Source organism: Algibacter sp. (assembly GCF_039977455.1).
In the GTDB taxonomy this organism is placed as follows: Bacteria; Bacteroidota; Bacteroidia; order Flavobacteriales; family Flavobacteriaceae; genus Algibacter_B.
The window spans coordinates 61,360-75,685 of the sequence record NZ_JBDWDG010000024.1 but is presented as its reverse complement, the minus strand read 5'-3'; the positions used below and the strand labels follow the sequence as shown (position 1 = coordinate 75,685).

At 33.5% G+C, this 14,326-nt stretch carries 13 protein-coding genes; 11 read left to right on the top strand and 2 right to left on the bottom strand.

Annotated features, from left to right (window positions below; all coding sequences use genetic code 11):
- Positions 1–103: 103 nt before the first annotated feature.
- On the bottom strand, positions 104–3,388 hold the full coding sequence (gene ccsA / locus ABJM36_RS12555) for a cytochrome c biogenesis protein CcsA (protein ID WP_348451844.1): 3,285 nt from the start codon (positions 3,386–3,388) through the stop codon (positions 104–106).
- Positions 3,389–3,610: 222 nt separating this feature from the next.
- On the bottom strand, positions 3,611–4,009 hold the full coding sequence (locus tag ABJM36_RS12550; RefSeq protein ID WP_348451843.1) for a group III truncated hemoglobin: 399 nt from the start codon (positions 4,007–4,009) through the stop codon (positions 3,611–3,613).
- Positions 4,010–4,452: 443 nt separating this feature from the next.
- Here ABJM36_RS12550 and ABJM36_RS12545 point away from each other — a divergent pair, with 443 nt between their 5' ends.
- From ABJM36_RS12545 to ABJM36_RS12495, 11 genes are all read left to right on the top strand, one after another.
- On the top strand, positions 4,453–5,220 hold the full coding sequence (locus ABJM36_RS12545) for a F420-dependent NADP oxidoreductase (RefSeq protein WP_348451842.1): 768 nt from the start codon (positions 4,453–4,455) through the stop codon (positions 5,218–5,220).
- A complete protein-coding gene (locus ABJM36_RS12540) occupies positions 5,201–5,731 on the top strand; it encodes an HAD-IIIA family hydrolase (protein WP_348451841.1) in 531 nt (176 codons plus the stop codon). Before ABJM36_RS12545 ends, ABJM36_RS12540 begins: the two co-directional genes overlap by 20 nt.
- Positions 5,732–5,739: 8 nt before the next feature.
- Positions 5,740–6,057, top strand: a complete 318-nt coding sequence (locus tag ABJM36_RS12535; RefSeq protein ID WP_348451840.1) for a hypothetical protein — start codon at positions 5,740–5,742, stop codon at positions 6,055–6,057.
- A 3-nt stretch (positions 6,058–6,060) separates the two neighbouring features.
- Positions 6,061–6,972 (top strand): geranylgeranylglycerol-phosphate geranylgeranyltransferase, encoded by a 912-nt coding sequence (locus ABJM36_RS12530; RefSeq protein WP_348451839.1) that lies wholly within the window; start codon positions 6,061–6,063, stop codon positions 6,970–6,972.
- 135 nt (positions 6,973–7,107) lie between these two features.
- Positions 7,108–7,701 carry a Maf family nucleotide pyrophosphatase gene (locus tag ABJM36_RS12525; RefSeq protein WP_348451838.1) on the top strand — a complete coding sequence of 198 codons (594 nt, stop codon included), beginning with the start codon at positions 7,108–7,110 and terminating at the stop codon, positions 7,699–7,701.
- An 18-nt stretch (positions 7,702–7,719) separates the two neighbouring features.
- The gene (locus ABJM36_RS12520) at positions 7,720–8,682 is read left to right on the top strand and encodes a septum formation inhibitor Maf (protein ID WP_348451837.1); all 963 of its coding nucleotides are present in this window, start codon (positions 7,720–7,722) and stop codon (positions 8,680–8,682) included.
- Between the two features lie 93 nt (positions 8,683–8,775).
- Positions 8,776–9,324 carry a mechanosensitive ion channel domain-containing protein gene (locus ABJM36_RS12515; protein ID WP_348451836.1) on the top strand — a complete coding sequence of 183 codons (549 nt, stop codon included), beginning with the start codon at positions 8,776–8,778 and terminating at the stop codon, positions 9,322–9,324.
- A 53-nt stretch (positions 9,325–9,377) separates the two neighbouring features.
- A complete protein-coding gene (gene corA, locus ABJM36_RS12510; RefSeq protein ID WP_348451835.1) occupies positions 9,378–10,421 on the top strand; it encodes a magnesium/cobalt transporter CorA in 1,044 nt (347 codons plus the stop codon).
- Positions 10,422–10,508: 87 nt separating this feature from the next.
- Positions 10,509–11,303, top strand: a complete 795-nt coding sequence (locus ABJM36_RS12505; protein WP_348451834.1) for a cation transporter — start codon at positions 10,509–10,511, stop codon at positions 11,301–11,303.
- A gap of 100 nt (positions 11,304–11,403) precedes the next feature.
- Positions 11,404–12,168, top strand: a complete 765-nt coding sequence (locus ABJM36_RS12500) for an SOS response-associated peptidase (RefSeq protein WP_348451833.1) — start codon at positions 11,404–11,406, stop codon at positions 12,166–12,168.
- Positions 12,169–12,455: 287 nt separating this feature from the next.
- Complete coding sequence (locus tag ABJM36_RS12495) at positions 12,456–14,288, top strand: DEAD/DEAH box helicase (RefSeq protein WP_348451832.1); 1,833 nt, start codon at positions 12,456–12,458, stop codon at positions 14,286–14,288.
- The last annotated feature ends 38 nt before the right edge of the window (positions 14,289–14,326 follow it).

Below are 14,326 nucleotides of genomic sequence, written 5' to 3'. Positions count from 1 at the left end.
TTTCACTGCAATCCCTAACGCGGGTTACAACTTGCCATAAACAGTCATCCATCTGCAGTTATCTAGCCTAGTTAAAATAAAAACCTATAGAAAAATAAGTGACTTACTTCTTATAAAACTTAGCATAGCCACGATAGGCAAAAAACCCTAATACAGCTACCAAACCACAGGCAATACTAATAAACTTAACACTCACAATCTGGTCGCCACTAGCATAACTATGCAAACCTGCTAAGTAAAAATTCACACCAAAATACGTCATTAAAATACTAGCAAACGCTACAATAGACATTAGGTTAAAAAACCAACGTCCACGAAGTCCCGGAACCAATCGCATGTGTATTACAAAAGCATATACCATAATACTAATAAGCGCCCAAGTTTCTTTAGGGTCCCATCCCCAATAACGTCCCCAACTTTCGTTGGCCCACATACCACCTAAAAAGTTTCCAATGGTAAGCATTACTAAACCAACCGTTAAGGCCATTTCATTAATAATGGTTAACTCCTTAATGTTTAAATCCATTTTAGCTTTATTAGCCTTGTTGGTAAAAATCATAAGTATTAATGAAACCACACCTAAAATCATTCCTAAGGTAAACGGCCCATAACTCGCCACAATTACCGCCACATGAATCATTAACCAATAGCTATTTAAAACAGGTTGTAAATTTGCAATAGCCGGATCCATCCAATTCCAGTGCGCAATCATTAAAATCATAGCCGTAACAAAAGCGGATGCCGCAATAGTAAGGTTAGATGTTTTTCTATTAAATATATCTTTAACAAAAGCCATTACTGCCGATTTAGGCACTACCGCTTCAGATAATTTCTCCTGCTCTAATTTTTTCTTACTTATCCCAGTAATTAAACCAAATAACATGGTAGACCATGCCACATAAATCATAGACTCATAAGCATCACTCCAAGGTGCATGACCCGAAATGTACCAACGTACAATTAATCCTGCCGTATGTAACAAAAACAACCCTAAAATTACAAACTTTAAAACCGTAACCGATACATTTACAAACTTGCGCTTACTATTAAATATTTGCATAATTAACAAAACAAACATTAAACTACCAGCATACATGTACCAACTATAAAGTTTCTTAAAAATATCATACTTATTGTAAAGAACCTCGGTGTTTATTTTACCATCACTAAGCATCACCGCAGCCCCATAACGATGTTGTGTTTTCTTAAAAGCTTCCAATAATTTATCAGCTTCACTAAAATCGTCAGTACGTTTTGCTTGATTTAAAGTATATAAATAGGCTCTAAACCCATTGTTTACAAAATTTGAATACAACGAATCTTTAATTATAGAAGTATCTTTTTTATAATCGTAGTTCGAAATCCATTTGTTATTTTCATCATTAGGAATTGGAAATATCTTTAAAGACATCCCTTCGATAGTATTATATAGTAAATTAACACGCTGGTCGGTTTCTTTAAATTCTTTTTGAAAACCATTAGGCACTTGCGCTTTATAAGCTTCATCCAAAAATGGAGCTAATTTATACTCTCCTCTATCTGAAAAGAAATCTGCTAACGGTACATATTTAGCATCTTTTTCAGCACCAATAAGATGCCTAATAGAATCCCCTTTTTTAGGTTTTAAATAAATAATAGGCACATTATACCAAAGCATTGGGCTTTCTTGAATAGACAAAAACACTTGGTTGGCATCAAAATCAGCATACGTATCATGTTTACTTAATTTTCGAAGCATTTCTGATGCATAGGTATTAATGGGCATCATTCGTCCGCTTAAATCCTGAATCACTAAATGACCAAATTTATCGGCATGCGCTTTAGGTGCAATATTAGCTTTAAGAATAGAATCTATTTGGGCTTTTGTAGGCTGAGAATGGTCATGACCATCGCCCTCATGATGCTCATGTGTTTGCGCCATAGCGTTTAAGCTAAAACACAACACCAAAATAGTAATTAATTTTTCCTTTTTAGCTTTTACTTTTTCTAACTGGCGTTTAATTTCTCCAAATCGAGAATGCTTAGAAAACAGAATAGCCATTAACCCAAAGTACAACATAAAATAGCCTAAATAAGTAATTAAAGACCCCCAGTAATCATGATTTACAGAAAGAATTGTCCCTTTTTCGTCCGGATCAAATCCCGATTGAAAAAATCGATACCCATCATGGTCTAGAATATTATTCATAAATATTTTATAATCATAATTTTCGCTTCTTTCATCTATAACGGTTACTTCACTTGAATATGCCGAATAGCCTCGTTCGGTACCAGGGTAACGTTCAGCTTCAAAATCGTTAAGTTTTATCGAGAATGGTAAGTCTAGAACTTTAGAACCATATTTAAAAGCAAAATCTAAACCTCCAACTTGTATTTGTTTAAAGCTACTGTTTGTGCCTTTACCTCCTAATAAACCAACACGTTTTGTTTCACCATTGGTAGTCACTTTTAGAACCAAACCATCTTCGTCGTTTTTAAGAAATTCTGCTTTTTGAACCACATCGAAAACACCTTTAATAACGGGTTTGGGAAACACCATTTGCATATCGCCTATTTTATAAAGCGATCTTAAAACTAAAGGCTGTATACTATCTTTTATCAATTGACCTTCTGCTCTTGTTGCCATAGTCATGTAAGACCCCTCAAATGGCGACTCTATAGTTAAACCAGCATCGGTATAATTAATATTAATAGCCCCTTTAGCTGGGTTATTTAAAGCAAAAATAACATTATGAATGCTGGCTTGCTCGCCTACTTTTAAAAAGTGATTATGCGCACCGTTACCGCCGGCTTCAACAATTTTTAAATATTCCTCACCATTTTCATTTGGAATAACATCTTCTTCGGCACTTACTATAAATTTTTCTAACTCAATAGTTACTGGTTGCTCACCGTATTGGGTATCAATTCTAAAATCGTTTTCTAAACGTCCAGAAAAATCAACCTCACTTTCAATAGGCAAACGTTGTGGCACACCATCAATTTTATAATCACCATCTATATAAGTTGTAATATATGTTTTTTGAGAAAGAAACGTGTTTTCGGTTGCTCCTTCTCGAATAGCCATCATACCTTCAAAACTAGCATAACGCGTTATAAAAGCACCTAATAAAATAAAAATGAAAGCGCCATGTAAAATAAACGTTGCCCATTTTTCTTTTTTGTAAAGCCTGAATCTAAAAACATTACCAATAAAATTGATAATAAAAAACACCATAATAGCTTCGAACCACCAGGCATTATAAATCAAGTTTCTGGTGTATGGTGTTGGAGATGTTTCTTGTCCTGCATCTAAAATTGTTCCGGTTGCCATTGCAACAGCAAAAGCAATAAATAAAACAGCAGTAAGTTTTGTTGAAAATAAAATATTGGCTAGCTTTTTTTGCATAATAATTACCCTTTTGTAAGGTTGGGCAAATTTAAGGATTAATGTTTATTTTGAAGTGTTAAAGTATTCTAAAAAAGCAAGCTAATTAAGGAATACTAAAAGTAAAAAAACGAAAGTAAAATTATAAAAACCTGCATACGTTTTTATCATATTTAAAAGCATGGTTTTTTTCACTAAAAAAGAATAAAAAAAATCATATCTAATTGTCCATGAAACTAGGCATTACTTCCCTCTAGCTTCAAAAATTTTCAAATACAGAAACGATCCCATTTTACGGGCCCGACGTTTAGCGTTTTCGGCAACTTCGCCTTCAAAAAGTTCTTCTAGAGTTTCAAACCATAAGTTTAACCAAAGTCCAAAGTGCAATTCAGAAATACTATTATTATTATCTTTATCAACTTTAACATGCGCCGCCAATGGATCCCCGTGGTATTTATGATCTAACTTACGAGTCATAAATAGGCTAGATTCCCAAAAAGTAGTTAGCTTTTCTAAATGAGCGTCCCAATCTTTAATTACATGATTAAAAAAAGGACCTAAAACGGCATGCACTCTCACTTTTTTATAAAATGAAGTAACTAATAAAGCGACATCTTCTCGAGTTTGAATATCTGTTTTCATGGTATTGTAAAATTAAATTATTTTTTCTTGTAGAGGTGCAAAAGCTTTAAAAATGTTAGACATATATTTTTAGGATTATTTGGGATTTAGAAAGAATATCTCGCATAGCCGCTAAGGCGCCAAGGCTTTCTAGGTTGAATACTATTTATTACAAGAAACAAATATTTTGACTGTCTATTATAAATTAATTATGAGACCTAGGCTTAAAACTACTCTAGCAAATAACCGCGTAAAATATAGCTGTGACACATTTATGTACATGAATTCATTTATAAAAAAACAAAAACCATGAATTAAGGCCCATAGTCCGACGTATGAGGTGCGAGGACTTCTAGCATTTCGAATTTGCTCTAGACAGGCTCCTAGTCCGACCCTTTTAGGATGCGCCCAAAAATAAATAATTTGGTTGTCTTTTTTTGAGAATTCATTAGTACTTTTGCAACATGATTTCAGTAGTAATTTTAGGTGCTGGCAATGTGGCCACACATTTATTTAAGGGGTTTGAAAAAACCAACGATGTTTCCGTGGTGCAATGGTATAACCGGAACGCTTCTAGTTTACAACAGTATAGTCATTTGGTTGATGTTACCGATAACTTAGAAGCTTTAAAGGACGCCGACTTGTACATTATTGCCGTTAGTGATGATGCTATTTCTGAGCTTTCGAGCAGCTTGCCGTTTGAAGATAAACTAGTGGTTCATACTTCAGGGAGTGTAAGTGTTTACGATTTGGATATGAAACTAAAACGTGGTGTTTTATATCCATTACAGAGTTTTAGTAAAGCGGCTAAATTAAATTTTACCAATGTGCCTATTTGTATCGAAACCATTGATAAAAAAAGCTATCCGTTACTAAAAAAAGTAGCAGTTAGTTTGGGCAGCCCAACTAAACGCATTAATAGCGACCAAAGGCGTGTGTTGCATTTAGCGGCTGTTTTTGTAAATAATTTCACAAACCAACTATACCGCATTGGGCATGAAATTACCGAAAGTGAAGGTGCCGAATTCGATTTACTAAAACCATTGATTATGGAAACGGCAAATAAAATTCAAGATATGTCGCCGTTTAAAGCGCAAACTGGGCCTGCAAAACGGAACGACAAAAAAACTATTAAAAAGCATTTAAAACAATTAGATAACGAGCACCATAAAGTAGTTTACGAATTGCTTACAGACTCTATAAAACGTACGCATGGAAGAAAAAAGTTATAAGGAATATTTAGAACACATTAGCACTTTTATTTTTGATGTTGATGGCGTACTTACCGACGGAACTGTAACCGTAACCTCCACCGGTGAATTGCTAAGATCCATGAATATTAAGGATGGATTTGCTTTAAAATCGGCTATTGACCAAGGGTTTAATGTGTGTATTATTTCGGGAGGGTCGAACGAAGGTGTACGTATAAGATTAAGTGGCTTGGGGATTACTGATATTTATTTAGGCGCTCATAATAAAATTGAACAGCTTAATGAATACTTTAGTAAAAAGAACATAAAAGCTGAAAACGTTTTATACATGGGTGATGATATTCCGGATTATCCTGTAATGAAAATTATTGGTTTACCATGTTGTCCCCAGGACGCTGTTCCGGAAATTAAAAGCGTTTCTAAATATATTTCTCATAAAAAAGGTGGTAAAGGTGCTGTTAGAGATATTATTGAGCAAGTGATGAAGGTACAAAGTAAATGGAATGGTAATTTTAATGCTAAATATGATTAATTAACGTTTTGGCTAGACAACAAAGAAGACATAGCACTGGTTTTGGATATATTGGTTTTGGCAACAACCAAAGTGTTTTTAATCAAACCACCACTAAAGCATTTTCTAGTCTAAAAGAAAAACTTGATAGTGAAACATTTTATCATCACAAAGTCAATTTTCTTCATAAAAAACTTAGTAAGGCTGAAAAAGAAGCCATTAAAGAAAACATTAGAAAACAAGAAAAAATTAGAACACAAAAAACTATAGTCCTATTTGTTATTCTTGCTATTCCTATATTCTTTTTTATAAAGTTCTTTTTTAATAAACTAGCATCAAACCTTTAAGTTTTGAATGTATTAAACCTTATACGCTGGAAAAATTTATTGATGATTGCCCTGGTGCAACTCCTCATTAAATATGCGTTTTTGGAACCTTTTGGTGTTGAAACAAGTTTAGATGGTTTAGGTATTACCCTTTTAATTTTAGCGACTATTAGTATTGCTGCTGCAGGCAATATTATTAACGATATTTACGATGTGGAAACCGATTTGGTAAACAAGCCAACCCGCGTTATAATTAACAAACATATTTCTGAAAAAACAGCCTATACCCTGTTTATATTTTTTAATGTAATTGGTGTTGGTACTGGCTTTTACTTATCGCACCTTGTAGGTCGCGCTCCGTTTTTTACCATATTCGTGCTTATTTCTATTTTGCTTTATGTGTATGCCACCTATTTAAAAGGTACACTTTTGGTTGGTAATATTGTTATTTCTTTTTTGGTTTCTTTAAGTATTATTATTGTTGGAATTTTCGAATTAATTCCGGTAATGACTACTTCCAATCAAGACCTTCAAACTGTTTTTTTTAAAGTGATTTTGGACTATGCTATTTTTGCATTTTTAATAAATCTATTACGGGAAATAGCAAAAGACATTGAAGATATTAATGGCGACTATAAAGCCGGCCTAAACACCTTACCCATTGCAATTGGTAGAGCACGCTCAAAAAACATTTTAACAGGATTAAGTTTATTTCCTTTAATGGGGGTTGTTTTCTATGTGGTTTCCAACTTATACAAACACCCCATAGCGGTTGGCTATTTTTTAATTTTTATTGTGGGGCCGTTAATGTACACGTCTATTAAAACTTTTAAGGCTAAAACTAAAAAGGATATGCATCATATTAGCGTTATGTATAAAATTATTATGCTATTTGGGATGTTGTCATTATTGCTTTATTTGTTTACCTTAAGCTAGTAATTCTGGTATATGGATATGCTCTTAATTTATCATTAGGATTCATTAAGTAAGCTTAAAACAAACTAACTTTTGTTGCACTAAGCCCCAAAGTTATTAGCGCATAATGAAAACTGAGACTATAAACAAAATAACATGCTAAAAGAAAAACTAAAAAATCATAGACTAATTTTAGCCTCTGGATCTCCAAGACGTCAAGAGTTTTTTAAAAACTTAGGGCTCGATTTTGAAATTCAGTTAAAACCTATAACAGAAGAATACCCGCCACGGTTAAAACATTTTGAAATCAGCAATTACTTATCACAATTAAAGGCCTTACCGTATAAAGAGGCCTTACAACCTAAAGATATATTAATAACTAGCGATACTATTGTATGGCACAATAACACCGCACTTGGTAAACCTCGCGACATTAAAGAAGCTTTTAGCATACTAAAATCATTAAGCAATGCCACGCACGAAGTTATAACCTCGGTTTGTTTTACTACTACAACCTATACAAAAACACTGTATAGTATAACCAAAGTTTCATTTAAGGATTTAACCGATGATGAGATTAATTACTACATTAAAAACTACCAACCTTTCGATAAAGCTGGTGCTTATGGCATTCAAGAATGGATAGGACAAATTGGTGTTACAAAAATTGAAGGTTCGTATTTTAATGTTATGGGATTACCCGTTCATCTTGTTTACAAAACGTTAAATACCATTGCAGAAACCACTTAGCATTGTAAATTTACTATTATGAAAATACAAGAGAAATTAAAAAAATTAGTAAAAGGAGGAACTTTTGTGTTGGCTGCAGTAGGTTTTCTAGTTTTAACAAACTGTAAAAACAACACACCAAAAAACAACGAAGTTGCACAGTCAACTAAAGAGGCTGTTGTTAATTCGCCTAAACAAGAAGACACCAAATTAACTCAAGAGTTTAAAGAATATTGGTATGCTGGAGAAGCTGAAATTTCATCATACAAATTAGAACAAGCCCGATATGGCGAAATACGCGAAGGAACAGCCGTTTTAGTTTATGTTACTGAAGATTTTCTTCCGGATGCTCAGGTAAAGGCAGATAGTAAAAACTCAAACAACATTCCTGTTCTAAAACTAAATAGTATTAAAAACTTTGTTACCGGAATTTATCCGTATTCTATAATGCAAAGTACATTTTACCCTGTTTCAAATAATGCCCATGCTACGAAAGTGTCTATATCTATGCAAGAATGGTGCGGCCATATATATATGCAACTTAACAATAGGTCAGGATTTGAAATTACCTCACACTCGTATTTTGATGGTGAAGCAGACCAAAACTTTAAAACCGATAAAGCCATATTGGAAAATGAGCTTTGGACTAAACTTCGGGTTAATCCAAAATCTTTACCTACGGGAGATTTACTTATTACACCTTCTTTCGAATATCTAAAATTACACCATGCTAAAGTAAAACCATTTCAGGCAAAAGCGACGCTAACCGCAAATAGCTACACAATTAATTACCCTGAATTAGAGAGAACCTTATCCATTATTTTTAATCCTAATTTCCCTTTTGAAATTTTAAGTTGGGAAGAAACTCAAAAAAGCGGTTATGGTAAAGACGCTAAAATATTAACCTCTAAAGCCACTAAGTTAAATACTATAAAATCGGCTTATTGGAATAAGAAAAGCATAAAAGACGAAGCCTTAAGAGCTACCTTAAAATTAAATTAGATTGCCCTAAAATGTTTTAATTATTTTGAAAGGTAAAAGGATTTAAATTTTTATTTCGAACGTATCTTTACCTAACATTTCAACTGATAAATTATGTTTTTTCAAACCTATCAAAACCAACTTATATTAACGGGTATTATACTGCTTTCACTTTTAACAATAAGATATATTACACATGTTACTGTTACTAAAGTCGCTAAAAAGAATGGCATTAACGAGGCTAGAATAAAACTTATGCGTCGTTACATTACTGTAACACTTTTAGTAATTGCCCTTATAATTGAAGCTTTTGTTTTTGGTGCAAAATTTGAAGATTTAGCACTTGTTTTTTCATCCGTATTTGCCATTATAGGTATAGCTTTATTTGCCATCTGGTCAATATTAAGCAATATCACCTCGGGGATCATTATGTTTTTTAATTTCCCTTATAAAGTAGGCGACAAAATAGAAATTCATGATAAAGATTTTCCTATAAGAGCAATAATTGAAGATATTAGAGCCTTTCAACTACATTTACGACTCGAAAATGGTGATTTAGTAACCTATCCTAACAACCTAATGCTACAAAAAGCAGTAACCCTTATTGAAAAAGATGCTATTGAAGATTATTCAATCGACAACGAAGGTTCCAGTGCTGTATAAATTTATATCTTTATAGTATTATGAAAAAAGTGGCTAAAAAAACAAGAAGTCAAATGTCCAAAAAAAAAGTTGGGCAAGCACCAGGAAGTGTAATATATACGGGTGAAAAATCAGATCAGAAATTATTTATTGAGGCCTTCGATTATAATAATACAAAATGCGAGGTCAAAGAACTTCATAATGTTGAAGAATGTTTTACTTACGAAGAAGGCACCATTACCTGGATAAACATTAACGGCCTAAACCATGTAAAAGCCATTGAGCAGATTGGTGAACATTACGAGTTACACCCATTGGCACTTGAAGATATTGTAAACGTTTCACAACGACCTAAAATAGACGACTACGGCGATTATATTTTTCTAGTATTAAAAATGTTGTATTATGATAATGACGAAAAAATCGTATCAGAGCAAGTCAGTTTTATTCTAGGCAATGACTATGTTTTAACTTTTCAAGAGTCAGAAGGCGATGTTTTCAACGAGGTTAGAGAACGTATTAAACAGGCTAAAGGACGCGTACGTAGTATGCCAGCCGACTATCTGTTATATGTACTCATGGATGCGGTAGTCGATCATTACTTTAGTGTTATAGAAGTTTTGGGTAACAAAATAGAGGACTTTGAAACTCAAATATTTTCAGGCCATGTAAATGATGATGTAAGTCAAGATATTCAGAACCTAAAACGTGAAATACTAAGAGTACGTCGTGCCATTTATCCACTTCGAGAAATTGTAAATCGTATTGAAAAAACCGAAAGCTCACTTATCAATCATAAAACCATTACTTATTTTAGAGATGTTTACGATCACCTTATTCAAGTTTCAGAAAACATCGATATATACCGTGAAATGATTTGGAGTTTAATGGATATGTACATGACTACCATTAGCAATAAAATGAACGAAGTCATGAAAGTACTTACCATTATGGCATCCATTTTTATACCGCTAACCTTCATTGCAGGCATTTATGGCATGAATTTCGAGTACATCCCAGAACTACAGTATAAATACTCTTATTTTATTCTTTGGGGCGTTATGATAGTTTTGTTTATAGGTATGCTTTTTTATTTTAAACGTAAAAAATGGTTATAATCCCTTTTAACCTTAAATAAATTTACGTCATGTTATTTCGCTAAGACTTAAAGTTTATACTTTTTATGTAAAAAAACCACAATTCGAGTGAAAAAGACAATATTTAAAATTTCTAAAATGGACTGTCCTTCGGAGGAAAATCTCATCCGAATGAAATTAGATGGTATTTTAAGTATCGTGAATTTAGATTTTGATATAGCAAATCGAAAATTGACCGTTTTTCACAATGGAGAAATCAACCAAATCGAAAAGTCCATTTTAGAATTAGAATTAGGCGGAAAAAAAATCTCAACCGAAGAAACCCACCAATCAGAATTTAAAGAAAATGCCAACCAAAAGAAACTACTTTGGGCTGTACTTTCCATAAATTTCGTCTTTTTCTTAATAGAAATAACAACAGGAATTATTTCTAAATCTATGGGCCTTGTTGCAGATAGCTTGGATATGCTTGCAGACAGTTTTGTTTATGGCATTAGTTTATTTGCAGTTGGCGGCACCATAACAAAGAAAAAACGGATTGCAAAACTTGCTGGATATTTTCAAATCTCACTTGCTATTATTGGTTTTATTGAAGTTTTAAAAAGATTTTTTGGAGATGAGAAACTTCCCAATTTTTCAACAATGATTATCGTTTCGGTTTTTGCTCTAATTGCAAACGGAATTTGTCTTTACATTTTACAACAGTCAAAAAATAAAGAAGAAGTACATATGAAAGCCAGTATGATTTTCACCTCCAATGATGTGATAATTAACCTAAGCGTAATAATTGCAGGACTTATGGTAAATTGGTTAAGCTCTAGTAAACCAGATTTGATTATTGGAACAATCGTATTTATTTTGGTAATTCAAGGCGCATTCAGGATACTGAAACTAAGCAAGTAAACAGAAGGCACCACTTCCATTTAGTTATTTATTTCTTAAATTGGGTACTTAACACGACCAATATTCCAAACTAACGCATTGGTCAACATTAAGAAAAACCATGTGCTACGATATTAAAGCAAGTTATGAAGCTCAAATAAGTAGAGCTAAACGAATGGGGGATTTGGAGGCTGTTGAGGAAATATTGGAAAATCTAATTCCACTTACAGATTTACCAATTCACCACGCTTCAGGTTTTAGTCATCCTGAGTTATTAATTTACACAGATGACACGCCTGAATTTCCAACTGTCGCAACTTGGGGCCTCGTACCACATTGGGTTAAAGATGAAGACCAGTTGAAAAATTTGTGGAATAATACTCTTAACGCGCGCGGAGAAACAATATTCGAAAAACCATCATTTAAACAATATGCTAAAAACAATAGATGCCTAATCTATATCGATGGATTTTATGAGCATCATCATTTCAATAAAAAAACATACCCTTTTTTTATTCAGCGTAAGGACGAAAAACCTATGGCACTGGGTGGTTTATGGAGTGAATGGATTAACCCAAAAACAAAAGGCAGAATGATTACCTTTTCTATTGTAACAACAAAAGGAAATTCTATGATGGCAAAAATTCATAATAACCCAAAATTAAAAGATCCAAGAATGCCATTAATTTTACCTCAAGAAACAGAAGAACAGTGGTTGCGTATTACTGAGAATGATATAGATAAACAGAAAATCACATCTTTAATACAAAGTTATACTGAAGAAGAACTGAAGGCACATACTGTAGGTAAACTAAGAGGGAAGGAATACCTTGGAAATGTTAAGGGAATTTCGAAACAAATAGTTTATGAGGAACTTGAATTTTAAGGCTCCCTAATAACCTTCAATATTTTATACTAACCTCTTATATTTTAAAAAAATTGAATAATTAAAGCCCGTTAAAACGCTAATAAAAATATTATAATATCAACCTTAAAATAAGCAAACAAAAATCGATTATCGTCAATCAAAAATAATAGTGTATCTTTGCCGACTGAAACTCAAGAAGAGTTTTTATTCCTCAGAGTGAGGATGTGTTACTGGAAGTTTAAGTTAAGTATGTCGATTCACTTCTTTATGTAACACCACATAACAAATCGCATACATAAACAAAAATGAGCACATTCCAAGATTTAGGTCTTAATGACGACCTATTACATGCAATTACCGATTTAGGATTTACAAAACCTAGTGAAGTTCAAGAAAAAGCAATCCCAATTTTATTAGAATCTGAAACAGACTTAGTAGCATTAGCTCAAACAGGAACAGGAAAAACAGCTGCCTTTGGTTTTCCAATGTTAGAAAAAATTGATGTTTCAAGTAGAACCACCCAAGGTTTAATATTATCCCCAACAAGAGAGCTTTGTTTACAAATTACCAACGAAATGAAATTGTATGGTAAATATTGTAAAGGCCTTAATGTAGTTGCCGTTTACGGTGGGTCTAGTATTACAGACCAAGCTAGAGATATTAAACGTGGCGCACAAATTATTGTGGCTACTCCTGGTAGAATGAAAGATATGATTAACCGTCGTTTGGTAGATATTTCTAAAATCCAATATTCGGTTTTAGATGAGGCCGACGAGATGTTAAACATGGGGTTTAAAGAGGATATTACTGATATTTTATCACATACTCCCGAAGATAAAAACACTTGGCTTTTTTCTGCAACTATGCCTCGAGAGGTGGCAACTATTGCGAAAAAATTTATGAATAACCCACAGGAAATTACTGTTGGTAATAAAAACGAAAGCACAAGTAATGTAACTCACGAATACTATTTAGTAAACGCTAGAGATCGTTATCAAGCTTTAAAACGTTTAAGTGATGCTAACCCAGATATATTTTCTGTAATTTTTTGTAGAACAAAACGTGATACTCAAAAAGTCGCCGAAAACCTAATTGAAGATGGATATAGCGCAGGTGCTTTACATGGCGATTTAAGCCAAAACCAAAGAGATTTGGTAATGAAATCGTTTAGAAACCAACAAATTCAAATGCTTGTAGCAACCGATGTTGCTGCACGTGGTATTGACGTAGACGATATAACCCATGTTATAAACTACCAGTTACCAGACGAAATTGAAACCTATACACACCGTTCTGGTAGAACAGGTCGTGCCGGAAAAACAGGAGTTTCAATGGTTATTGTTTCTAAAAGTGAGGTTCGTAAAATTAAAAGTATCGAGCGTATTATTAAACGTCAATTCGATAAAAAAGAAATTCCTGATGGTGCCGATATTTGCGAAATACAATTAATGTCGCTAGCAAATAAAATACACAAAACAGAAATAAACCACGAAATCGATAAACACTTATCGAGTATTAACGAATTATTTGCGGATACCGATAAAGATGAATTAATTAAAAAATTCTTCTCTGTAGAGTTTACACGTTTTTATAATTACTACAACAAATCTAAAAACTTAAATATTGCCGAAGGCTCTTTTGATAGTGGTCGTGAAGGCGGACGTGATTTTAGAGGTGGTAAAAACGATTCTACACGTTACTTTATTAACGTTGGTGGAAAAGATGGTTTCGATTGGATGTCTTTAAAAGACTTCTTAAAAGAACAATTAGGCCTAGGTAGGGACGATGTTTTTAAAGTGGAAACTAAAGAGTCTTTCTCTTTCTTTAATACAGAAAATGAATTAAAAGAGAAAGTTTTAGCGCATTTTACCGACTTTAAACACGAAGGTCGTTTTGTAAATGTTGAAGTATCTGAAAACCGCGGTGGCGGAAGGCGCGGAGACAGACGCGGTGGCGGAAGACGCGACGGTGGAAAACGAAGAGACGACAAACGTGGCGGCGGAAGACGTGACGACAGAAAAGGAGCTTCTTCTGGGAGCCGAAGTGAAAGACGCAGAAGCGAAGGTGGCGATTCAAAACCACGTCGTTCAAATTCTAGTGAATTCGGTAGCTCAAGACCAAGACGTTCTAGACGATAATTTAAAAAAAACGCTTGATACTAAGTGTCAAGCTTACC

Bases quoted from the DNA above. Each gene is read 5' to 3' on its own strand.
- ccsA (WP_348451844.1), bottom strand. From the start codon at position 3,388: ATGCAAAAAAAGCTAGCCAATATTTTATTTTCAACAAAACTTACTGCT.
- ABJM36_RS12550 (WP_348451843.1), bottom strand. From the start codon at position 4,009: ATGAAAACAGATATTCAAACTCGAGAAGATGTCGCTTTATTAGTTACT.
- ABJM36_RS12545 (WP_348451842.1), top strand. From the start codon at position 4,453: ATGATTTCAGTAGTAATTTTAGGTGCTGGCAATGTGGCCACACATTTA.
- ABJM36_RS12540 (WP_348451841.1), top strand. From the start codon at position 5,201: ATGGAAGAAAAAAGTTATAAGGAATATTTAGAACACATTAGCACTTTT.
- ABJM36_RS12525 (WP_348451838.1), top strand. From the start codon at position 7,108: ATGCTAAAAGAAAAACTAAAAAATCATAGACTAATTTTAGCCTCTGGA.
- ABJM36_RS12520 (WP_348451837.1), top strand. From the start codon at position 7,720: ATGAAAATACAAGAGAAATTAAAAAAATTAGTAAAAGGAGGAACTTTT.
- ABJM36_RS12515 (WP_348451836.1), top strand. From the start codon at position 8,776: ATGTTTTTTCAAACCTATCAAAACCAACTTATATTAACGGGTATTATA.
- corA (WP_348451835.1), top strand. From the start codon at position 9,378: ATGTCCAAAAAAAAAGTTGGGCAAGCACCAGGAAGTGTAATATATACG.
- ABJM36_RS12500 (WP_348451833.1), top strand. From the start codon at position 11,404: ATGTGCTACGATATTAAAGCAAGTTATGAAGCTCAAATAAGTAGAGCT.
- ABJM36_RS12495 (WP_348451832.1), top strand. From the start codon at position 12,456: ATGAGCACATTCCAAGATTTAGGTCTTAATGACGACCTATTACATGCA.